This is a genomic window from Anaerobacillus sp. QJM3NY_17, assembly GCF_056173665.1.
This window is the reverse complement of record NZ_CM149685.1, coordinates 2521798-2542846: the sequence shown is the minus strand read 5'-3', so window position 1 is coordinate 2542846 and position 21049 is coordinate 2521798. Positions and strand designations below refer to the sequence as shown.

Genomic DNA, 21049 nt, shown 5'->3' with positions numbered 1-21049 from the left:
GCTTATTTGGCATATACTTTTGCCTCCCGGGACAGCTGTGTTTTGGGAGGCTTTTTTTGTTCTCCTTCTCAACCAATAATGGAGAGTGGAACAGGAGTAAATACGATGAATCATACGGATTTTATGAAAACAGCGATCGATTTAGCTAGAAGTACGATAGGTCAAACGCGTCCGAATCCCTCCGTAGGAGCTGTCATTGTTAATAGTGGGCGTATCGTAGGGATGGGAGCTCATTTAAAGGCTGGAGAAGGCCATGCCGAAATTCAAGCACTCAAGATGGCGGGCAATCGAGCAAGTGGGAGTACTGCCTATGTGACACTAGAGCCATGTAGTCATCATGGAAAGACGCCTCCTTGTGCTGATGCTTTAATTCAAGCAGGAGTCAAAGAGGTATTTATTGCAAGTCAAGATCCGAATCCCCTGGTCGCAGGAAATGGTGTGACTAAACTAAAGAAAGCAGGCATAGCTGTCCATATTGGGCTTATGGAAGAAGAAGCCTTACAGCTAAACCGGATGTTTTTCCATTACATTACACAAAAAAGACCATTTGTAACGTTGAAAGCTGCTACAACGCTTGATGGCAAAATAGCAACTCATTCAGGTGATAGTAAATGGATTACGGGGGAAGACTCGAGAAAAGATGTTCATGCCTATCGTCATCAACATGATGCCATTCTTGTAGGTATTGGAACCGTCCTCTCTGATGACCCATCACTAACGACTCGTTTCGGTGAAGGGCTATCGCCGATTAGAATCGTGTTAGATCGTCAATTGAGGATGCCTTCTGACGCTAAAGTAATAAGTGATGAGAATGCAGAAACATGGATCATTACAACAAAACGAGCTGCGCTAAAAAATAAGCGATCTTTCCCAAAACATGTCCAAATCATCGCTGTCACAGATCCACTGCTCCCAATGGATAAAGTTCTTGACCTTTTAGGGGAACGAGAAATTACATCAGTATTTGTTGAAGGTGGTTCAGAAATACACGGTAGCTTTCTTGAATCACGCTCTTTTCAACAAGTTATTACATACATTGCGCCGAAGCTAATTGGTGGGAGTCAATCTCCTACGGCTTTCGGAGGTGCAGGTTTTAAAACGATGAATGAAGCGATCGATTTACAAGTGGATAGCGTAGAACAAATTGGAAATGATATTCGAATTATTTCATCAAGGAGGCTTTCTTAATGTTTACAGGTATTGTGGAAGAAATCGGAAGAGTTGAAAGTGTTCAACAATCAGGAGAATCCATTGCAATGCAAATTGCGGCGTCGACTATTTTAAAAGACGTTCATTTAGGAGATAGCATTTCGATAAACGGCGTGTGCTTAACTGTTACGACGTATACAGACTCTTCTTTTACCGTAGATATTATGCCTGAAACATTTCGTGCAAGCAGTCTTCGTCAGCTAGGGCCAAACTCATCGGTGAATCTTGAGAGAGCTATGTCCGCAAATGGACGCTTTGGTGGTCATTTTGTTTCTGGACATGTTGATGGTGTGGGGAAAATTACTCGTGTAGAACAAATCGATAATGCTGTTTATTATGACATCTCGATTCCGCGAAACCTTTTAATTTACTTTGTTGAAAAAGGCTCAGTTTCTGTTGATGGTACTAGTCTTACGGTCTTTGGAATAGGGGAGCACTCTCTTACTATATCTCTTATTCCCCATACCGTAGAGGAAACGGTGCTTGGGAGAAAAAGAGTGGGAGATACAGTGAATATAGAATGCGATATGCTTGGTAAATACATTATGAAGTACTTGGAGCAAAGAAGCGGTTCAAAACCCGAACCTACTGCTTCACTTGGGAGTCAGTTTTTTGAAGATCATGGATTTAAATAATGGTACTATCAGGAGGGTCATCGTATATGTTCCATACAATAGAAGAAGCGATTTATGATTTAATGCAAGGCCGGGTGGTGATCGTTTGTGATGATGAAGACAGGGAGAATGAAGGGGATTTTATCGCTTTAGCCGATAAAGTCACACCTGAAACAATCAATTTCATGATTACAAAAGGAAGAGGCCTTGTTTGCACGCCGATTACGGAAGAGCGTGCAAATGAACTGAAGTTGAGTCCAATGGTAGATCATAACACAGATTCTCATGGTACAGCGTTTACAGTGAGTGTCGACCACAAAAGTACAACTACAGGAATTTCGGCAGCTGAAAGAGCATCTACAATTCAATACTTAATTAACCCGGATGCTAAACCTTCAGACTTTAATCGACCAGGTCATATTTTCCCATTGATTGCTAAGGATGGAGGGGTCCTTAGAAGAGCAGGTCATACGGAAGCGGCAGTCGATTTGGCACGACTTTCTGGCTCTGCCCCGGCTGGTGTTATTTGTGAAATTATGAAAGAAGACGGTGAAATGGCGCGCGTTCCTGATCTAAAGGAAATTGCTGAAGAGTATGATTTGAAAATGATTACGATTAAAGATCTGATCCAATATCGTAACCGTAAAGATGTTCTTGTTCGAAAAGAAGTAGAAATAGAACTTCCGACTGAGTTTGGTTCTTTTAGAGCGGTAGGGTATTCGAACATTCTTGATCAGAAAGAGCACGTAGCTTTGATTAAAGGAGAAATCTTACCAGATCAACCAACTCTTGTGCGAGTTCACTCTGAATGCTTAACTGGTGATGTGTTTGGATCTTTTCGATGTGACTGTGGTCCACAACTACATGCTGCATTGGCACAAATTGAAGAGGAAGGTCATGGAGTGCTTTTGTATATGCGCCAGGAAGGAAGAGGTATCGGGCTTCTTAATAAAATGAAAGCCTATAAACTGCAAGAACAGGGCTACGACACAGTTGAAGCGAATGAGAAGCTTGGATTTAAGCCTGATTTAAGGGATTATGGAATAGGGGCACAGATTTTGAGAGACCTTGGTGTTTCTAAAATGAACCTTCTGACAAACAATCCTCGTAAAATAGCTGGATTAACAGGTTATGGTCTTGAAGTAGCATCTAGGGTACCTCTTCAGATGGCTTCTCGAAAAGAGAATGAAAAGTACCTAAAAACAAAACATAGCAAGCTAGGACACATGCTTCATTTCTAAAAATTTACGTATGAAAATAGGAGGATATTAATAATGGGACAAACATTTGAAGGAAACTTGGTTGGATCTGGGTTAAAAGTGGGTATAGTAGTAGGAAGATTTAATGAATTTATTACAAGTAAGTTACTTGGAGGTGCTGAAGACGCATTGAAGCGTCATGGCTTGTCCGTAGAAAACATTGATGTAGCATGGGTTCCTGGAGCATTTGAAATTCCCTTTGCCGCAAAGAAAATGGTTGAAACGGGAAAATATGATGCAATTGTTACGCTTGGTACGGTTATTCGCGGGGCGACACCACACTTTGATTATGTGTGTGGAGAAGTTTCTAAAGGCGTGGCGAATTTAACGATGCAGACGGGTGTACCTGTTATTTTTGGAGTATTAACCACAAATACCATTGAACAAGCTGTTGAACGTGCAGGTACTAAGGCTGGTAACAAGGGCTGGGATGCTGCAACGGCAGCAATTGAAATGGCTAATTTATCAAAATCATTTGAAGGTTGATTATCAGTTCATTTTTGGCTATGATGAGTATGGTATGCGATGAAGGGCAAAAGAGTTTGGAATCGTAAAGCCAAGAAGAGAGAAAGAAAATGGTTGATTCTTAGGTCTGTGTGATCATTGTCATTATCATGCTAGCTGAGCTTGTTCGTCGAATCATTTTAACATTCTAATTGATTTTAGAATAAGTTATTAAACGGAAAGCCAAGAATTACTTTAATGAGGGATAATCATGCTAATTCGTTATAAGAAAGCTCATGAGAAAATAGCCATGGGGCTATTAAGCTTCATGCCGAACGAAAAAGATATTAAGAAACTGCAACAATCGATTAAAGACTATGAGGATATGGATTCTTTGCAGCTTTTTCTTTGGAAAGAAGAAGATATTATTGGATTGCTCGGAATTGAATGGGTAAACGACAACGAAGTAGAGTTAAAGGATATTAGCGTTAATCCTTCCCATCGCCATCAAGGAATTGGAAAACAAATGGTTGAAGCACTTCGAGAAATGCTAAGTGATGAAATATCTATTAAGGGTAATGAATATACGGGGACATTTTTTGAAAGGTGTCACTTGGAAGAAAATATGAAGTAAGATGCAAAGAAAAGGAACGGCTTAGCCGTTCCTTTTCTGTTGTTTTATTTCAAATTGTTGTTTTCTTTCTTCAATTACATCTGATCGATCACGTCTCGTATGACGATGGATAAGTTCTATATTCGAAAGATCGCTTTTACTACCATAAGTACATTCAAGTTCACGACATCTTTCTTCACAAGCCGTTTGAAGGGTGGAGCTTGTGAGAGGAATATCAAATCCCTGGTATGGAGAGTGAGTGTTGATGAGTTGTAACTCTTTTGATAGGTTTTTAGAAAGTTGATCAATATTTATCGCTAATTTATCGAGTTCTTCACTTTCGCTTTTGGAAATGCGTATGGCATTAGCAATCATTCTCTTTGCCCCTGTGAAATTACCGCGTCGATGGTGGTAGAGGCCAACAGCAATTTGGATAAGACCTACCCAATGAAGTTTACGACTTCCACGCGGATCCTCTTTCCAATGTTCTTCGAGGATTTCATGGCATTCAAAATAATCACGAAGTCCATGGAAATGAGCCAAATAATCAATATAGGCTTTTGAATACATGCTGATTCCTCCATTTCTTTTAGTAGTGTAGCACATGTGTGTTAAATGGATAAAGCGAGTGCTCTTATGGATCAAAATAGCGATCAGTCGTCAGGATGCTATCAAACTGTAAACGATCAATGGAAATCAATTTACGTTAAAAATGAACCGGATGGTTTTCTTGCATTGCTGTAAGCCCCTATTGTAAATGTGATATAATCGGAATACTAGATGGACTTGGATAAAGGAAGATGGAAAATGAAGCAATACAGTGTAAAGGTTGATGCATTTGAAGGTCCATTGGATCTTTTGCTCCACCTTATAAATAAGTACGAAGTGGATATTTATGATATTCCAGTCTCGCAAATTACAGATCAATACTTAACGTTTGTCCATACAATGCAAGAGTTAGAACTTGATGTGGCAAGTGAATATCTTGTTATGGCTGCGACGTTGCTTGCGATAAAAAGCAAAATGCTTCTTCCTCAAAAAGAAGAAGAAATTTTCGAACAGGACCCTGAGTTTGAAGATGATCCCCGTGATGAACTCGTTCAACGTCTTGTTGAGTATCGAAGGTTTAAAGAGGCTGCGAATGATTTAAAGGAAAAAGAAAGTAGTCGAAGCCTTATTTATGCTCGGCCACCTGTGGATACTAGTGAATTTAGTCATGAGGATAGTCAAACCTCCATTGGCGACGTTACATTGTATGATATGCTTGCGGCATTTCAAAAAATGTCCAGACGTGTAAAGGAAAAGAAACCAAAGCGTACACGGATTCAAAGTGAAGATGTTCCTATTGAAGATCGAATGAACGCTATTCGGAACCAGCTACGAGGAAGTGGAAAGACGCGTTTTAGTGATCTTTTTAGTGAAGAGGATCGTGGGCATATGATTGTGACGTTTCTTGCAGTCCTTGAGTTAATGAAAACGAGAGATGTGGCTTGTGAACAAGATAAAAACTTTGGCGAAATTATGATTTTTGAACGAGAAGGGAAGGCATCAGTGTGACAAACGAAGAAATAAAAAGCATTATCGAAAGTCTTCTATTTGTAGTTGGTGATGAAGGGATCACAGTGAAAGATCTTTGTGAAACCATCTCATTGGAAGAAGACACCCTTCTAAGTGCAATAAGTGATTTGCAGGATGAATACAATGAAAAAGATCGCGGTTTTAAAATTAGTTTTATTGGTGGTGGCTATCAGCTCACTACAAATGCTAAAAATGCTCCCTATATCGAAAAACTAGTAGCGACACCAGGTAATCATACTTTATCGCAGGCAGCTCTTGAAACACTTGCGATCGTCGCCTACAAGCAACCAATAACAAGGGTAGAAATAGAAGAAATTCGCGGTGTTAAAACGGATAAGCCTTTACAAACTTTAATGAGTAAATTGCTCATTAAAGAAGCGGGCAGAGCCGAAAAAGCTGGAAGAGCGATTTTATATGGAACAACTAGAGAGTTTCTATTTCATTTTGGTTTAAGCTCAATCAAGGATCTCCCCCCTTTACCTGATGGGACAGAAGATAAGGAAGATGAGGAAGCAGACTTGTTTTTTGAAAAGTTTCAGGAAATCTCTGAGTAGATGCTAAGTTCGATCATGATGAAGGAGGACAATCGATGCGGTTAACTCATGTTGCTTTCGAGGAGCTTCAAAAAGATCGTGCAAACTCCCCTGAAGATTCATTCGTTCGTTCTACAATAACGTATGAGGAGAATGGAAAGGTAAAGCGATTTCATGTTTTATATCCTGGTGTTTTTGCAGAAACTGCCATTAAAGAATTTTGGGATTATGAGACCCCCATTCACGAAGCAATCGCACTGAATCTCCTTTCATCTTATCCGAATCGAAAACGTTTGTATATTAGTAGTGAAAATGAGTTTGTTGATCCGCTTAAGAAGGCGGATTTACAAGAGCTTCTCGCGATCATCCATGAGATAAAAACAACAGGTACGTATTTACATTCAAACAAAGAAAAGATGCCTCCATACTGAGGCATCTTTTTTATGCTTTGACTATGTTCGCTTATATTGATGTATCATTTTTGGCTCAAATGAGTGAATCTTCCATTCTTTTCTAGTTATTAACGGTTCTAGAATAAAAATGAAATAAACTTCGAACACTAATTGAAAAGAGTAGGAATAGGAGCTCAGATCAATGATACTATCGATCGGAAAATCTTTACCCCCTCATTGTCTTCTGCAAACAGAAGCTGCGACTTTTGCTAAAAGGCAATTTGGTCCACATTTTAAAAATATAGATCGTCTGCTACCTGTTTTTCAAAGTGCTGAAATAGATAAAAGATATTTCGCTATGCCACTAGAATGGTATAGTAGTGGCCCAACATTTGAAGAAAAAAACGAAAAATACGTTTCTCTTTCTGTTGAATACGCTAAAGAAGCAGTATTGGACTGTCTGAACAATCCCTTTTACTTAAATGAAATGATTGATTGTAGAGATATCGATGCAATATTTTTTGTGTCAACAACAGGTATTTCTACACCGAGTATAGAGGCTAGAATTATGAATGTCCTACCATTCTCTCCACATACAAAACGGATCCCCATCTGGGGACTTGGTTGTGCAGGTGGTGCTGCAGGTATTGCAAGAGCGAATGATTATTGTCTTGCCCATCCTGATCAAGCTGTTCTAGTAGTGAATGTTGAGCTGTGTAGTCTTACTTTTCAACATGGTGACTTTTCCAAGAGCAACCTTATTGGAACAGCACTTTTTGCTGATGGGATATCAGCTGTACTTTTGACAGGTGAGACTTCATCTCTTCTTAGACGTTCAACCTTGCCGAGCATTCCAGGCATCGTCGCCACACGCTCCACATTAATGAGAGATTCAGAAGATGTGATGGGATGGGAAGTTAGCAACGAAGGCTTGCACGTAGTGTTCTCTAAGTCTATTCCCGCGATTGTGTCAAGTTGGCTTGAACCTAATGTTCTGGAATTCCTCTCTATTCAAGAGAAGACCACGCAAGAAATAGATTATTTTATTGCCCATCCAGGAGGAACAAAAGTATTAACAGCATATGAAGAAGCTCTCGGATTCGATAAGTCGATGACTGCAGTATCGAGAAATGTATTAAAAGAATATGGAAATATGAGTTCAGTTACCGTTATTTACGTACTAGACCAGTTTTTGAGAAATGGGTGTAAACATGGACATCTTGGATTAATGGCAGCTCTCGGACCTGGTTTTTGTTCAGAACTGCTGCTGCTAGAATGGAAAAAAGGAGCATAAAAAATGGGGCTAATATTTACTGGGGTTTTTATCCTTCTTGTGTTTCAAAGATTAATTGAACTATATATAGCTAAAAAAAATGAAAAGTGGATGAAAGAGCAGGGAGCAAGAGAAGTTGGAAAAAATCATTATAAATACATTGTGCTGCTACACATTTTCTTTCTTTTCGCAGTAGCGATTGAAGCGATTTTACGAGGTTTCACTCTCTCCTTCGTCTGGTCTGTTATGTTGTTTGTGTTTCTTTTGGCTCAATGCCTTCGAGTCTGGACAATTAGAAGTCTGGGCCGCTTTTGGAATACAAAAATAATCGTCCTACAAGATGCAGATGTTGTAAAAAAGGGTCCTTACCGATTTTTGAAACACCCAAACTACGTAATTGTCGCACTAGAAATTCTCTCTTTGCCACTTATTTTCTCCTCTTACTTCACTGCGATTGTTTTTACTGTGCTAAATGCAGTATTACTTCTGAGAGTTCGTATTCCCGCTGAAGAGAAAGCGTTAAAAGAGTCGACCAATTATCCCGTGATGTTTCCGAATGCCGAAAAGGAATGAAAGACATATACTGCGTCTCTTGCTCATAGACTTGTACAAATATAGAGCTTAAGGGACGTGGCTGTCATGATGAAATCGCTTAAGACAAAAATTGGCGTCTTTATTTTAATTGCTGCTCTGTTGTTTCTCATGATTCCAAGAGGTGTAGTAGCAGAGGGAGTAGGCGTCTCAGCGAGAAGTGCCATACTAATTGAACAAGAAACAGGAAGAGTTCTTTACGAAAAAGATGCCTATACACAAAGACGAATAGCGAGTATCACAAAAATTATGACTGCGATCATTGCGATTGAGTCAGGTAAGATGAATGAAACAGTAAAAATCAGTGGAAACGCTGCTGGGACAGAAGGTTCCTCTCTCTATTTAAAAGAAGGAGAGAAAATAAAACTTGAAAATTTGGTATACGGTTTAATGCTTCGTTCTGGTAATGATGCTGCTGTGGCAATTGCTGAAGAAGTTGGAGGCAGTTTAGAAGGCTTTGTTACATTGATGAACCAGAAAGCAGAAGAAATTGGGATGTCGCACACAATATTTATGAATCCTCATGGACTTGATGATCATGAGAATCATCTATCGACAGCTTATGACATGGCTATCCTAACACAGTACGCCATGGATAATGACACTTACCGTATTATTTCAAGTACTAAAGTACATAAGGCACCCAATGCGACAGAGGATTGGGATTATGTATGGCGTAATAAAAATAAGCTGTTAACTAGTTTATACTCTGATTCTACTGGTGGGAAAACGGGATACACAAAGCGAGCTAAGCGTACACTCGTTTCTACTGCTGAACGTGATGGTATGACTCTTATTGCTGTTACCTTAGATGCGCCTGATGATTGGAATGATCATATTTCGATGTTTAATTGGGGTTATAGTAACTATGAGCTGACTCTACTTGAGCCTAAAGGGATTATTAAAGATGTGAAGGATGAACCTTACAAAGGCAATGTGAGATTGAATCGAGATCTTTCCTATCCTTTAACCTCAGAAGAAAGAGATCAAATTGATTCCACCATCCAACTTGTAGAACCTCCAGATGAAAGTAAGTGGGATGAAATGGGGTCAACAGATGATCCTGTTGGAATGTATGTTGTAAAACTAAATAACAAGACAATTGTGAAAGCACCAATTACTTTTGACTCCGTTGAAAAAAAGGAAAAAGGATTATGGGGATTTTTTAAAGGGTTATTTTCATTAGATATCGGACGTGAGCCGAATGGTTAATCTCATCTGGGCTGGCTTATTTCTCATTGGTATTCTATTTGCTCTAATTAATGGAACGATGGAAGAGGTCAATAAAGCAATATTTACTGGGGCTGAAGAAGCGATAGCTGTTTGTATAGGGTTGTTAAGTGTTCTTATTTTCTGGCTTGGATTGATGAAGATTGCTCAGAAAGCAGGACTGTTAGACCTTTTGGGAAGAGGATTTAAACCGATAGCTCGGAAGCTGTTTCCGGAAGTTCCCCCTGATCATCCTGCAATGGGATATATTCTCTCGAACATGATGGCGAATATGTTCGGCCTTGGAAATGCAGCTACGCCAATGGGGATAAAGGCAATGGAAGAGTTAAAAAAGCTCAATGATATGAAAGATAATGCAACAAGGTCAATGATTACCCTCCTAGCGCTCAATACATCAAGTTTAACTCTCATCCCAACTAGTGTTATAGCTATTCGGATGAAATATGGATCAGTTTCACCAACGGAAATTGTTGGTACAACAATTGCTGCTACAGCATGTTCTACAATTGGAGCTATCCTCATTGATCGCTTTTTCTATCGAAGAAGCAAAAGGGGAGGATCTCTGTGAATGCATCGATCTGGATTATCCCTTTATTGATCGGGTTTATTCTTGCGTACGGAACGTGGAAAAGAGTACCAACTTATGAAACCTTTGTAGAAGGAGGTAAAGAAGGGCTTTCTATTGCAGTTTCGATCGTTCCTTATTTGGTAGGCATGATGGTAGCGATTTCTGTTTTTCGAGCATCTGGTGCAATGGCCTTTCTTAGTGGATTATTAAGAGTACCACTAGAAGCGATTGGGGTACCTACAGAAATCGTTCCTTTGGCTCTCATTCGCCCGATTTCTGGTACCGGTGCGCTTGCGATGACAACGGATATTATTAGCACATATGGGCCAGATTCCTTTATTGGGAGGCTAGCCTCTACCATGCAAGGAAGTACAGATACGACGCTTTATGTCATTACGGTTTACTTTGGGGCGATTGGCATCAAACGAATGGGAAATGCTCTTAAAGTTGGATTGTTAGCAGATTTAGTCGGGATGGCAGCAGCGATTATATTTGTCACTCTCGTATTTGGATAGAAGCCATCTTATTCGATGGCTTTTTTTATTGTAACGGAATGTTTGGAACATTCCTGTTTGAGCATAATAAATGATAGAATGAATCTGTGCTTGAGGTTTGACTGTGACAAGAGTATGATGTTTTAGTGAGGTGAATTTGATGGAACGTTTGCAAAAAGTAATTGCTCAAGCTGGAGTAACGTCCAGACGAAAAGCAGAAACATTGATTGAAGAAGGTAGAGTGAAAGTTAACGGCAAAGTCGTAACTGAACTCGGTACAAAGGTGTCTGAGCGCTGTAAAATTGAAGTAAACGGGATTCCGGTAGAACGTGAAGAGCCGGTTTATTTTTTGTTTTATAAACCAACAGGCGTCATTTCAACAGTAGAAGATGATAAAGGAAGAAAGGCCGTCACCGATTATTTCCATGAAATCGAAGAACGGGTTTTTCCTGTTGGACGACTTGATTACGATACGTCAGGTGTTTTGCTCTTAACGAATGATGGTGATTTTGCGAATAAGCTGATGCACCCAAGCTATCATGTAGACAAAGTGTACGTTGCTAAAGTGAAAGGCTTAATGAATAAAGAGACCATTCAAAAGCTTGAGCGAGGTGTGCAGCTAGAAGACGGAAAGACTTCGAAAGCACGAGCTAGAATTCTATCCGTTGATAAACAAAAAGGAAAATCAATTGTAGAATTGACCATTCATGAAGGTAAGAATCGCCAGGTACGCCGTATGTTCGAAACATTAGGTTACCCTGTGCAAAAGTTAAAGAGAGAACGATATGGTTTTCTTGAGTTGACTGGAATGAATCCTGGAGATTATCGTGAGCTAAAACCTTACGAAGTGAAGCAGCTTCGTAACCAAGCTGTCACACAAAATTCAAAAAAACGATAAGGTGACCCCTTATCGACACGTTATAGTGAGAGTAGTATTGCTTTGTTTGATTGGAGTTGGTTGAATGAAAAAGAAAAACCGGCTGATCGTGCGGACTGTTATATTGACTATCGTCTTTATAGCAGTCGGCTATACGTTCTATACAAACTTTTTTGCAAATGAAAGCGGAATCGTACAGGCCGGAGATCAAGCGCCAAACTTTATTTTAACGGATTTAGACGGAAATGAAGTAGAGCTTGAGGACTACAGAGGGAAAGGCGTCTTTCTGAATTTTTGGGCAACCTATTGCGAGCCTTGTAAAGATGAGATGCCAGCGATGGACAAGAAGTATAAAGAATACAAAGAAAAAGGCGTCGAAATACTTGCAGTAAATGTTTCGGAACCTAAATTGACTGCCGAAAGCTTTGCTGATCGGTATAACCTTAGTTTTCCGGTGTTGCTTGATAAAAGCAATGATGTAACTAATCACTATGGAGTTGGGCCAATTCCAGTAACCTTTTTAATTGACAAGAATGGCAAGGTCGTTCAAAAAACGGAAGCCAGCCTTTCAGAGGAAGTAATTGATAGCTATATGAAGCAAATCCAACCGTAATGGGGTGTTCCAATGAGCAACAATAACATCACCTGTGAATGCGGACATGTGAACCCTTATGGAACTGAGATATGCGAAGTATGTGGTAAACCGCTTCAAGGAGATTTAGAATCTAAGAAACTGCTTAATATGAGATACGAGGGAAGTGCACGGAGGTCTCAAACGTACAAAACGACGATCATCGATAAGATCTGGAATTTCTTCTCATCTGTTAAGGTCGGAATCTGGATCATCGTCTTGTTGCTAGTAGCTTCAGCGATAGGCACTATTTTCCCTCAAGAAATGTACATACCACCGCTGTCAGACCCGACAGTTTATTACAAGGAACAATACGGCGTACTTGGTCAATTGTATTATGACCTGGGTTTTCATAACTTATACGGCTCATGGTGGTATATGTTATTAATTGCCGCATTGGGACTTTCGCTCATTGTAGCCAGTCTCGATCGGTTTGTCCCGCTTTATCGCTCATTAAAGAAGCAGCGAGTCATTCGCCATGAAAGTTTCATGAAGCGCCAGAAGTATTTTGGCAAGACGGAATTCAGCCATGATTCGCCTGACTTAAACGGCATTAAACAAGCATTAGAAAATAAAAGGTACAATGTTAAAGAAGAAAATGGTCATTTATTTGCTGAGAAAAATCGCTTCTCCAGATGGGGACCTTACGTAAATCATATCGGACTCATTCTCTTCCTCATCGGCGGAATGCTCCGCTTTTTCCCTGGAATGTATGTTGATGAGGTGCTCTGGTTAAGAGAAGGTGAAACAGAGAAGATCAAAGGGACGGAAGAAGCCTATTATTTAAAAAGTGATGGCTTTATTCTAGAAACTTATGATAATGAAGATGAGAAATTTAAAGATGCGATTGAAGAGTCTGGACAAGCAGTCGTGGCAAAGAACTATCAAACGGATGCTATTTTATACAAGCAGGTTGGTGAAAGAGTAGCTGGGACGGATCCAGAACTTGAGAAAGTGAAAGAACATCCGATTCAAGTTAATAAACCGCTTAAGTTTGAAGGGTATGCCATTTACCAGGTAGATTATAAATTGAATGAACTTCAGAAGATGTCATTTACTATGGACAATAAAGAGTCCGGAGAGTCTATAGGTGACCTTACTATTGATCTTTATAATCCTGAGAAAGAATACAACCTTGAAAACGGCTACAGCGTTGAAGTAATGGACTACTTCCCAGATTTTGAATTTAATGACAAGGGTGAGCCAACAACTAAATCTAAAGTTCCGAATAATCCTGCATTTATACTTAATATGGTTTCTCCAGAACATCCTGACGGAGAAGTAGCTTTTGTTGCGATTAAGCAGAACTTAGAGCCTCTTGGAGAAAATGATTACAAAATGTCGTTTCAAAATGTAGATACAAAAAATGTTTCCGGTTTAGTCGTAAGGAAAGACAATACATTATGGATTTTAGCGATCGGCGGCGCAATCTTCATGATTGGTGTTATTCAAGGGATGTATTGGAACCATCGAAGAATTTGGATTCGAAAAGGGAATGACGAAATGTGGTTATCCTGTCACACGAATAAAAACTGGTATGGTTTGAAACGAGAGCTAGAAAGCATTACAAAAGAGACTGGTCTGGATATGCCACTTGATCAGTCGGAAGAAAAGAAATAGATGTTTAGCACGAAAGGAGGCAAGATAAGATGGCTCAATTAAGCAGTAACTTGCTTTATGTTGCTTTCTTTATCTACTTTGCAGCAAGTATTGTATTCGCTATTTCTTTGTTTGGTAAGAAGTGGAGAAAGTCGGATGAAGTGACCCATTCAAAAAAATGGGGAATGTGGGGATTTGCTCTTTCCACAGTGGGATTTCTTTTTCAGCTGAGCTATTTTATTACAAGGTGGATTGCTGCAGGGCATGCACCAGTTAGTAACTTGTTTGAATTTACAACATTCTTTGGGATGGCGATGGTATTCGCTTTCTTAATCATTTATCTGATATATAAGAGCAATGTTATCGGAGTATTTGCAATGCCTGTTGCAATTATTGTGATTGCTTATGCAAGTGTATTCCCATCAGATATTCAGCCACTTATTCCAGCTTTACAAAGTAACTGGCTCAAAATTCATGTTACAACAGCTGCTCTTGGTGAGGGGATTCTATCCATTAGCTTTGCAGCAGGACTTGTTTATCTAGTTAAAACAGTCAATCAATCTAAAGCGAGCAAATCAACTTTCTGGCTTGAGTTTGTCATGTACTCTCTCATTAGCACGATTGCATTTGTTGTCCTATCACTTGGATTTGAAGCTGCTGGGTATTCTTCTACTTATCAATTTGTTGATCAAAATGAGCAGCAGATAACAGTGGATTATACATTGCCAGCCATAGCAGGGCCGACAGACGGTCAATATGTTAGTGGAAACGAATTTGGACCTCTTTTTGAAGCACCCGGATGGATGAAAGGGGAAAAAGCTGCACATAAGTTAAATACGTTAATCTGGTCGATATTTGGTGGTCTGATCTTGTATGGTCTGGTCCGATTAATTTTAAGGAAACGAATTGGAGCTGCCATTCAACCAGCACTTAAAAATGTGAATGAAGAATTGGTAGATGAAATACAGTACCGTGCAGTAGCGATTGGTTTCCCAGTGTTTACATTAGGAGCACTTATTTTCGCCATGATCTGGGCGCAGGCTGCTTGGACACGCTTCTGGGGTTGGGATCCAAAAGAGGTTTGGGCTCTTGTTACATTCCTTTTTTATGCTGCATATCTTCACCTTCGTCTTTCAAGAGGATGGCAAGGTGAGAAATCAGCCTGGCTTGCTGTAGTAGGTTTTGTCATCATTATGCTCAACCTTGTTGTCGTCAACCTTGTTATTTCTGGACTTCATTCTTATGCATAACTTCGAAAACCTTCACGATTTGTGAAGGTTTTCTTATAAGGTGAGAGGTGAATGCGGTTTCTCATCACTGGTCTGGATTGCTATAGGCATGGTAGAATAGAACACATGAGCTCATGTAGGAGGGAATCTTCTTGGAAAAAGATGCACGAATATTAGTAGTAGATGATGAAGAGCGTATTAGAAAGCTATTGCGCATGTATCTTGAGAGAGAGAATTATGAAATAGAAGAAGCTGAAAATGGAGAACAAGCCCTGGAAATGGCAATTGAGGATGATTTCGATCTTATTTTACTTGATTTAATGCTTCCGGGAATGGATGGTACAGAAGTTTGTCAGCAAATGCGTGAACAAAAAGCCACTCCTGTGATCATGCTTACAGCAAAAGGGGAAGAGGCTAATCGCGTACAGGGGTTTGAAGTAGGGGCTGATGACTATATTACAAAACCATTTAGTCCAAGAGAAGTCGTTCTTCGCGTTAAAGCACTTTTAAGAAGATCATCGACGACGAAATTTTTACAAACCGAAACCACAACTAAAAACGTAATTGTATTTCCGTATTTAACAATCGATCATGACGCTCATAGGGTGTTAGCGGAGGAACAAATTATTAATTTAACACCGAAAGAATATGAGCTATTGTATTATCTTGCAAAAGCTCCAGATAAAGTGTTTTCGAGAGAAGAGCTGTTAAAAGATGTCTGGAATTATGAATTTTTTGGAGATCTCCGAACAGTTGATACGCACGTGAAGAGACTAAGAGAGAAGCTAAATAAAGTATCACCAAATGCTGCTGCAATGATTTCAACAGTATGGGGAGTGGGTTATAAATTCGAGGCAGTTAAAGAATAATGATTTGGAGAAGCGTTGTTGGTAAGCTGTGGCTTACAATCATCTTACTTGTAGCATTTGTGCTATCCATCTTAACAATTCTATTGCTTCAATTTTTTGAAGACTTTCATGTTGAAAAAGAAGCAGAGCAAATGGAGCGACTCGCTAATAAAGTGGCTTCTGTTATTGAACGATATGATGATCGAGAGCAGGCGCTTGACACAGCCTGGGAAATCACAGATTTTTATCCTACTAGGGTTATGATCGTTGAAAATGACAGCCAGGGGGATAGTAGGTATTCGCCCAATGCCCATGGGTTACCAGAGCTGTCATTGGATGTGTTTAAAAAAGACCCTATCTTAAAAGGGGTATTTACTGATCGGGAAACGGTTGTTAAAAAGGGAGATTTCGTTACAGATGAAGCGGCCGCATCGCATAATGAACTTCTAATCGTCGGTGTGCCCATGGAACTTGATGGAGAAGATAACGGAGAGGTATTTCTTTACCAATCCCTTGACGTTATAGCAAAGACAACGAGTCAGGCTAGAAATTTAATTTACATAGCTGCCGGGATTGCCATTGTTTTAACGACAATCTTTGCCTTCTTCTTATCTACTCGTATTACCGCTCCACTTCTGAAAATGAGAGAAGCAGCTACAGAGGTTGCAAAAGGGAAGTTCGATACAAAAGTTCCGATGGTGACCCACGATGAAATTGGCGAACTTTCTGTTGCGTTTAACCGTATGGGGCGCCAACTCAATAACTATGTTACAGCGTTGAATCAAGAGAAGGAACAGCTTTCTAGTATTTTAAGCAGTATGGCGGATGGCGTTATTACCTTTGATAAAACTGGTGCCATATTAAGCACGAATCCCCCTGCTGAACGTTTTTTGAAAGCCTGGTATTACGAGCAGGGAATGGAAGAAAAGCCTGGTAATGAAGTACCTGAGGATATCAATGAATTGTTTAGTCTTGTTGTAACACTTGAGCGGGAACAGTTAACAGAAGTTGAACTACAGGGGCGGAGCTGGGTTGTTGTAATGACGCCACTTTATAACCAATCTGCTATTCGGGGAGCGGTTGCTGTCTTTAGGGATATGACAGAAGAACGTCGTTTGGATAAGCTTAGGAAGGATTTTATCGCGAATGTGTCTCATGAGCTTAGAACCCCAATTGCGATGCTCCAAGGATATAGTGAAGCGATCGTAGATGATATCGCAAGTAGTGACGAGGAAAAGAAAGAGGTCGCTCAAATCATTTACGATGAATCCTTGCGGATGGGAAGGCTAGTGAATGAACTGCTCGATTTAGCTAGAATGGAAGCCGGTCACAACGAATTGCATTATAGCAGTATTCATATGCAAGATTTTGGACAAAGAATAGTAAGGAAATTTTCCGGACTTGCTCGAGATCGACAAGTGGAATTAAATTTCCATGTTTCAAATGATGAAAGAATGTTAAAGATTGATCCTGATAGAATTGAACAGGTATTAACGAATTTAATAGACAACGCTGTGAGACATACACCAGGAGGAGGGGAAGTAAGATTATTAATTACTTCCCTTGAGAAAGGCGTTCAGTTCGATGTGAAAGATACTGGTTCTGGCATTCCTGAAGATGATCTTCCATTCGTGTTTGAGCGTTTCTACAAAGCCGACAAAGCTCGTACAAGAGGAAGGTCAGGTACGGGTCTAGGGCTTGCCATTGCTCGTAACATTGTGGAATCTCACCATGGCCACATTTCCGTTCACAGCAAGAGCGGAGAAGGAACAACGTTTTCTTTCTATATACCTGATAAAGGGAAAGAGTGACAGGCACTCCGTCGATATACTCAAAGAGTTTCCGAATTAACCGGAAGCTCTTTGTTTTGATTTGTGACATTTTATACCGAAGAAAAAGAGTAACGAATAGGTATCCTTGTTTCCCGTTAATGCGTTACAATAACAAGTGGAAGAGTCAAACTAGTTCGATAAAAGGAGCTGAAGCTATGTATACTGACTATCACAATCACTTAGAAAAAGGTACATTAACTCTTGATTATTTATCTCAGTTTGTTGAAGAAGCAAAGCGCAAAAATGTAAGCCATTTTGGGATTTCCGAACATGCTTATCATTTTTATGAAACAGAAAATATTTTAAGCAATCCGTGGGTTAACGAAAGAAGATGGTACAACATGGATGATTACGTTCGTCTTTTTCAGGAAGCGGAAAAACAGGGGATGGACGTTAAGATGTCCATTGAAATGGATTATACCCCAGGTAAACATCAAGAAATGAAAGATTTTATTTCTAGCTATCGATTTGATTATGTCATTGGATCCATTCATTGGGTTGAAGACTTTGGGATTGATCTAGCAGAATATCGTCATCTTTGGGATGAACGTGATATTAATACGGTTTACCGCAAATATTTTGATCAAGTTGTCACACTGGCAGAATCAAATTTGTTTGATATCGTAGGTCATCTCGACCTTGTAAAGATATTTAAATACAAACCTGAAAGCCGTGATTTTCTACTTGAACAATATGACCGAGCGACAAATGCTTTATCTCATTCCAAAACATGCGTGGAAATTAGTACAGCGGGGTTGCGTAAGCCAGTAGGAGAATTGTATCCTGATCCTGAACTTCTTAAAATGTGTTACGAAAAAGATATTCCAATTGTCCTCTCATCAGATGCGCACGTTCCGGGAGACGTTGGTGCAGACTATGATAAGGCAGTTGAGCTTGCTAAATCAGTTGGATATTCTAAATTAATGACGTTCGAAAAAGGAGAGCGGAAGTCGATATCGTTATAAATATAGGTGAGTGAAGATAAGTTGTTGCTCAAATGGGCGCACAAATCAGAGGGATAAAAATGCAACAAAAAAAGGAACGGGAGCTAATTGCTCCCGTTCCTTTTTAGATGAATTAAACGCCGCCGATTTGTTCTACTTTTACGATATCTTGCACTTCTTCGAGAGTTTCTTCAATATTTTTTGGTAATGCATTATCAAAAGATAACATCATAATCGCTTCCCCACCTGCTGTCTTTCTTCCAACTTGCATGGTGGCGATGTTAATCTTATGTTCCCCTAGAACCTTTCCTACGTTTCCAATGACACCAGGACGGTCATTGTGCTGAATATAGAGCAGGTGACCTTGAGGATGGAAGTCAATATCAAATCCATTTAACTGAGTAATGCGATCTCCATATTCTTTAATATATGTTCCTTGAAGTGAGAAGGCCTCTTTATCCCCTTTTACTGTTACAGAAATAAGATTTGAGTATCCCTGTGTTTCAGAACTATGTTTCTCACCGTAAGTGATCCCTCTTTCTCTTGCGATAGAAGGGGCGTTTACTTCATTAACGGTAGTGTCCAGTCTTGATTTAAGGAAGGAAGCCATTAAATTCCTTGTCAAGATTGCTGTATCTAATTCAGTTAGCTTTCCGGCATAAGTGACTTCTACGAGATTTACTGCTGATTTCATACATTGTGAGAGTATACTTCCCATCTTACGAGTTAGTTCGTAATATGGTTTGATTTTTTCGTATTCTTCTTTTGAAAAACCTGGGAGGTTGATCGCATTTCGAATTGGTTTCTCTTTCAGGAAGTGTAGTACTTCGTCTGCTACCTGTGCAGCAACATTAAGTTGAGCTTCTTTTGTAGAAGCCCCAAGGTGTGGAGTTGCAATAACTTGATCAAAGCTTAAGAGAGGGTGGTCAGCCTCTGGTGGTTCTGCCACAAACACATCAAGTGCTACGCCGCCAATGTGACCTGATTCGAGGTAAGGAATGAGTGATTCTTCATCAATAATTCCTCCACGAGCACAGTTAATTAAGAAAACACCTTTTTTAGTTTTTGCTAGCGTTTCTTTATTTAAGAGTCCACGTGTTTTATCAGTTAAAGGAGTATGAACAGTGATAATATCTGCCGTTTGAAGCAGCTGATCCAAATCAACGGACTCTACATCGAGTTTTTCCGCTCGATCATTTGTTAGGAATGGATCAAATACGACGACATCCATACCAAACGCTCTAGAGCGTCTAGAAAGCTCTGTACCGATACGTCCCATTCCTACAATACCAAGGGTTTTTCCACTTAACTCTGTTCCGACATACTGTTTTCTCATCCATTGTCCATTTTTCAATGACGATGTTCCCTGAGGTATATTTCGAACGAGTGAAGCCATCATAGCAAAAGTATGTTCTGTTGTTGAGATAGTATTGCCATCAGGTGCATTAACTACAATGACGCCTCGTTTCGTTGCGGCATCAATATCGATGTTATCAACACCGACACCTGCTCTTGCAACAATCTTAAGCGAAGGCATTAGATCGAGCACTTCTGCTGTTACTTTTGTCGCGCTTCTTACAAGCAGGGCTTCATACCGATCCAGACGATCAGTGAAGTCATTTAATGATCCAATGTCACATGTTATCGTGCTTTCATTTAAAAGCGGCTGTAAGCCATCTTCCTTAATACCATCAGTTACTAAAACGTAAGCCAACTTCTCCACTCCCTTTGTCTCTCTCTTCTCATTTTTTAGAAAACTTAATAACTTACTTTTTATCATGAAAGCACTAAAGTGTCAATTTCATTAGGAACATTTTTTAGTGAAAAAGATGCGAAAATAAAAAATCCCCGGTATTTAAACCGGGGATTCCATTCTTTATTATTCGAATTTTGTAGCGTCTCCGTCAAATGACTCATCAGCAATCTTAATAGAATCAGTAGGACAGCCTTCAAACGCATCCATCATATCTTCATGAAGTACATCTGGAATTTCAACGATACCTTCGTTGTCATCGAGGGTTACAAATGCGATACCTTCGTCGTCGTAATCATAAATATCAGGTGCAGCGGCGCCGCAGGCACCACAAGCAATACATGTGTCTTTATCTACAATAGTATACTTAGCCATGATTTAACCTCCTATTCAATACTTCTATATGCCTTTCATCGTCATTTTATGCGTAAATGAAAGTATTTAATAACCTTATTGTAAAGGTCGCGCCTTGACTTTTCAATAGTTTAATCCTTTTATTACCGCCTAATTGAATGTTACCCGGTTTTAAAATAAGTAA

The 21049-nt window shown here is 39.7% G+C and carries 24 protein-coding genes; 21 read left to right on the top strand and 3 right to left on the bottom strand.

All coding sequences use genetic code 11. The annotated features are described in order from the left end of the window. Nucleotides 1-105: 105 nt before the first annotated feature. The 5 genes from ribD (at nucleotide 106) to AC0VYV_RS13320 (ending at nucleotide 4160) form a co-directional block, all read left to right on the top strand. Nucleotides 106-1188 (top strand): bifunctional diaminohydroxyphosphoribosylaminopyrimidine deaminase/5-amino-6-(5-phosphoribosylamino)uracil reductase RibD, encoded by a 1083-nt coding sequence (gene ribD / locus AC0VYV_RS13340; RefSeq protein ID WP_430246135.1) that lies wholly within the window; start codon nucleotides 106-108, stop codon nucleotides 1186-1188. Next, complete coding sequence (gene ribE, locus AC0VYV_RS13335) at nucleotides 1188-1844, top strand: riboflavin synthase (protein WP_303530893.1); 657 nt, start codon at nucleotides 1188-1190, stop codon at nucleotides 1842-1844. Before ribD ends, ribE begins: the two co-directional genes overlap by 1 nt. Before the next feature lie 26 nt (nucleotides 1845-1870). Continuing rightward, the gene (locus AC0VYV_RS13330) at nucleotides 1871-3064 is read left to right on the top strand and encodes a bifunctional 3,4-dihydroxy-2-butanone-4-phosphate synthase/GTP cyclohydrolase II (RefSeq protein WP_194221983.1); all 1194 of its coding nucleotides are present in this window, start codon (nucleotides 1871-1873) and stop codon (nucleotides 3062-3064) included. Nucleotides 3065-3097: 33 nt separating this feature from the next. Next, the gene (gene ribH, locus AC0VYV_RS13325; RefSeq protein ID WP_430246138.1) at nucleotides 3098-3568 is read left to right on the top strand and encodes a 6,7-dimethyl-8-ribityllumazine synthase; all 471 of its coding nucleotides are present in this window, start codon (nucleotides 3098-3100) and stop codon (nucleotides 3566-3568) included. A gap of 229 nt (nucleotides 3569-3797) precedes the next feature. Beyond that, nucleotides 3798-4160 (top strand): GNAT family N-acetyltransferase, encoded by a 363-nt coding sequence (locus tag AC0VYV_RS13320; protein ID WP_194221981.1) that lies wholly within the window; start codon nucleotides 3798-3800, stop codon nucleotides 4158-4160. 21 nt (nucleotides 4161-4181) lie between these two features. Here AC0VYV_RS13320 and AC0VYV_RS13315 read toward each other — a convergent pair whose 3' ends face one another. Next, on the bottom strand, nucleotides 4182-4709 hold the full coding sequence (locus tag AC0VYV_RS13315) for a DUF309 domain-containing protein (protein ID WP_475365400.1): 528 nt from the start codon (nucleotides 4707-4709) through the stop codon (nucleotides 4182-4184). Between the two features lie 45 nt (nucleotides 4710-4754). Between AC0VYV_RS13315 and AC0VYV_RS13310 the strand changes: the two genes are divergently transcribed. The 16 genes from AC0VYV_RS13310 to AC0VYV_RS13235 all read left to right on the top strand — a co-directional run bounded on the left by AC0VYV_RS13310 (nucleotide 4755) and on the right by AC0VYV_RS13235 (nucleotide 18779). Continuing rightward, on the top strand, nucleotides 4755-4883 hold the full coding sequence (locus AC0VYV_RS13310) for a hypothetical protein (RefSeq protein WP_475365399.1): 129 nt from the start codon (nucleotides 4755-4757) through the stop codon (nucleotides 4881-4883). Nucleotides 4884-4946: 63 nt separating this feature from the next. Continuing rightward, complete coding sequence (locus AC0VYV_RS13305; RefSeq protein WP_303530902.1) at nucleotides 4947-5696, top strand: segregation/condensation protein A; 750 nt, start codon at nucleotides 4947-4949, stop codon at nucleotides 5694-5696. Further along, entirely contained in the window at nucleotides 5693-6271 is a 579-nt protein-coding gene (gene scpB, locus AC0VYV_RS13300; protein ID WP_194221978.1) for an SMC-Scp complex subunit ScpB, read from the top strand. Before AC0VYV_RS13305 ends, scpB begins: the two co-directional genes overlap by 4 nt. Before the next feature lie 35 nt (nucleotides 6272-6306). Continuing rightward, on the top strand, nucleotides 6307-6681 hold the full coding sequence (locus AC0VYV_RS13295; RefSeq protein ID WP_430246144.1) for a hypothetical protein: 375 nt from the start codon (nucleotides 6307-6309) through the stop codon (nucleotides 6679-6681). Between the two features lie 163 nt (nucleotides 6682-6844). Beyond that, complete coding sequence (locus tag AC0VYV_RS13290) at nucleotides 6845-7936, top strand: type III polyketide synthase (protein ID WP_475365395.1); 1092 nt, start codon at nucleotides 6845-6847, stop codon at nucleotides 7934-7936. A 3-nt stretch (nucleotides 7937-7939) separates the two neighbouring features. Beyond that, nucleotides 7940-8488 carry an isoprenylcysteine carboxyl methyltransferase family protein gene (locus AC0VYV_RS13285; RefSeq protein WP_475373907.1) on the top strand — a complete coding sequence of 183 codons (549 nt, stop codon included), beginning with the start codon at nucleotides 7940-7942 and terminating at the stop codon, nucleotides 8486-8488. A 69-nt stretch (nucleotides 8489-8557) separates the two neighbouring features. Beyond that, on the top strand, nucleotides 8558-9718 hold the full coding sequence (locus tag AC0VYV_RS13280; RefSeq protein ID WP_475367492.1) for a D-alanyl-D-alanine carboxypeptidase family protein: 1161 nt from the start codon (nucleotides 8558-8560) through the stop codon (nucleotides 9716-9718). Continuing rightward, nucleotides 9711-10304: a nucleoside recognition domain-containing protein gene (locus tag AC0VYV_RS13275; protein WP_226613861.1), complete on the top strand. Its 594-nt coding sequence runs from the start codon at nucleotides 9711-9713 to the stop codon at nucleotides 10302-10304. The genes AC0VYV_RS13280 and AC0VYV_RS13275 overlap by 8 nt, the downstream gene beginning before the upstream one ends. Continuing rightward, nucleotides 10301-10819 (top strand): spore maturation protein, encoded by a 519-nt coding sequence (locus AC0VYV_RS13270; protein ID WP_408962613.1) that lies wholly within the window; start codon nucleotides 10301-10303, stop codon nucleotides 10817-10819. The genes AC0VYV_RS13275 and AC0VYV_RS13270 overlap by 4 nt, the downstream gene beginning before the upstream one ends. A gap of 139 nt (nucleotides 10820-10958) precedes the next feature. Then, on the top strand, nucleotides 10959-11696 hold the full coding sequence (locus tag AC0VYV_RS13265; RefSeq protein ID WP_194221972.1) for a pseudouridine synthase: 738 nt from the start codon (nucleotides 10959-10961) through the stop codon (nucleotides 11694-11696). A 64-nt stretch (nucleotides 11697-11760) separates the two neighbouring features. Continuing rightward, entirely contained in the window at nucleotides 11761-12288 is a 528-nt protein-coding gene (resA, locus tag AC0VYV_RS13260) for a thiol-disulfide oxidoreductase ResA (RefSeq protein WP_194221971.1), read from the top strand. A gap of 12 nt (nucleotides 12289-12300) precedes the next feature. Next, the gene (resB, locus tag AC0VYV_RS13255; protein WP_475365393.1) at nucleotides 12301-13926 is read left to right on the top strand and encodes a cytochrome c biogenesis protein ResB; all 1626 of its coding nucleotides are present in this window, start codon (nucleotides 12301-12303) and stop codon (nucleotides 13924-13926) included. Nucleotides 13927-13955: 29 nt separating this feature from the next. Beyond that, nucleotides 13956-15155, top strand: coding sequence for a c-type cytochrome biogenesis protein CcsB (ccsB, locus tag AC0VYV_RS13250; protein ID WP_194221969.1), 1200 nt, complete (start codon nucleotides 13956-13958; stop codon nucleotides 15153-15155). 131 nt (nucleotides 15156-15286) lie between these two features. After that, nucleotides 15287-16003: a response regulator transcription factor gene (locus tag AC0VYV_RS13245; protein WP_194221968.1), complete on the top strand. Its 717-nt coding sequence runs from the start codon at nucleotides 15287-15289 to the stop codon at nucleotides 16001-16003. Then, nucleotides 16003-17793 (top strand): ATP-binding protein, encoded by a 1791-nt coding sequence (locus AC0VYV_RS13240; protein WP_430246158.1) that lies wholly within the window; start codon nucleotides 16003-16005, stop codon nucleotides 17791-17793. Before AC0VYV_RS13245 ends, AC0VYV_RS13240 begins: the two co-directional genes overlap by 1 nt. A gap of 176 nt (nucleotides 17794-17969) precedes the next feature. Further along, the gene (locus AC0VYV_RS13235; RefSeq protein WP_194222325.1) at nucleotides 17970-18779 is read left to right on the top strand and encodes a histidinol-phosphatase; all 810 of its coding nucleotides are present in this window, start codon (nucleotides 17970-17972) and stop codon (nucleotides 18777-18779) included. Nucleotides 18780-18891: 112 nt separating this feature from the next. On the opposite strand, the gene serA is transcribed toward AC0VYV_RS13235, so the two are convergent. Beyond that, entirely contained in the window at nucleotides 18892-20472 is a 1581-nt protein-coding gene (serA, locus tag AC0VYV_RS13230) for a phosphoglycerate dehydrogenase (protein WP_475365392.1), read from the bottom strand. Nucleotides 20473-20637: 165 nt separating this feature from the next. Then, nucleotides 20638-20886 carry a ferredoxin gene (locus tag AC0VYV_RS13225; protein WP_194221965.1) on the bottom strand — a complete coding sequence of 83 codons (249 nt, stop codon included), beginning with the start codon at nucleotides 20884-20886 and terminating at the stop codon, nucleotides 20638-20640. Nucleotides 20887-21049 lie beyond the last annotated feature (163 nt).

Coding starts and splice junctions, on each gene's coding strand:
- AC0VYV_RS13235 (WP_194222325.1), top strand. CDS start 17,970: ATGTATACTGACTATCACAATCACTTAGAAAAAGGTACATTAACTCTT.
- AC0VYV_RS13330 (WP_194221983.1), top strand. CDS start 1,871: ATGTTCCATACAATAGAAGAAGCGATTTATGATTTAATGCAAGGCCGG.
- AC0VYV_RS13305 (WP_303530902.1), top strand. CDS start 4,947: ATGAAGCAATACAGTGTAAAGGTTGATGCATTTGAAGGTCCATTGGAT.
- AC0VYV_RS13290 (WP_475365395.1), top strand. CDS start 6,845: ATGATACTATCGATCGGAAAATCTTTACCCCCTCATTGTCTTCTGCAA.
- ribE (WP_303530893.1), top strand. CDS start 1,188: ATGTTTACAGGTATTGTGGAAGAAATCGGAAGAGTTGAAAGTGTTCAA.
- ccsB (WP_194221969.1), top strand. CDS start 13,956: ATGGCTCAATTAAGCAGTAACTTGCTTTATGTTGCTTTCTTTATCTAC.
- AC0VYV_RS13310 (WP_475365399.1), top strand. CDS start 4,755: ATGGATAAAGCGAGTGCTCTTATGGATCAAAATAGCGATCAGTCGTCA.
- AC0VYV_RS13315 (WP_475365400.1), bottom strand. CDS start 4,709: ATGTATTCAAAAGCCTATATTGATTATTTGGCTCATTTCCATGGACTT.
- AC0VYV_RS13240 (WP_430246158.1), top strand. CDS start 16,003: ATGATTTGGAGAAGCGTTGTTGGTAAGCTGTGGCTTACAATCATCTTA.
- AC0VYV_RS13275 (WP_226613861.1), top strand. CDS start 9,711: ATGGTTAATCTCATCTGGGCTGGCTTATTTCTCATTGGTATTCTATTT.
- resA (WP_194221971.1), top strand. CDS start 11,761: ATGAAAAAGAAAAACCGGCTGATCGTGCGGACTGTTATATTGACTATC.
- ribD (WP_430246135.1), top strand. CDS start 106: ATGAATCATACGGATTTTATGAAAACAGCGATCGATTTAGCTAGAAGT.
- AC0VYV_RS13265 (WP_194221972.1), top strand. CDS start 10,959: ATGGAACGTTTGCAAAAAGTAATTGCTCAAGCTGGAGTAACGTCCAGA.
- AC0VYV_RS13320 (WP_194221981.1), top strand. CDS start 3,798: ATGCTAATTCGTTATAAGAAAGCTCATGAGAAAATAGCCATGGGGCTA.
- AC0VYV_RS13285 (WP_475373907.1), top strand. CDS start 7,940: ATGGGGCTAATATTTACTGGGGTTTTTATCCTTCTTGTGTTTCAAAGA.
- resB (WP_475365393.1), top strand. CDS start 12,301: ATGAGCAACAATAACATCACCTGTGAATGCGGACATGTGAACCCTTAT.
- ribH (WP_430246138.1), top strand. CDS start 3,098: ATGGGACAAACATTTGAAGGAAACTTGGTTGGATCTGGGTTAAAAGTG.
- AC0VYV_RS13280 (WP_475367492.1), top strand. CDS start 8,558: ATGAAATCGCTTAAGACAAAAATTGGCGTCTTTATTTTAATTGCTGCT.
- AC0VYV_RS13295 (WP_430246144.1), top strand. CDS start 6,307: ATGCGGTTAACTCATGTTGCTTTCGAGGAGCTTCAAAAAGATCGTGCA.
- AC0VYV_RS13225 (WP_194221965.1), bottom strand. CDS start 20,886: ATGGCTAAGTATACTATTGTAGATAAAGACACATGTATTGCTTGTGGT.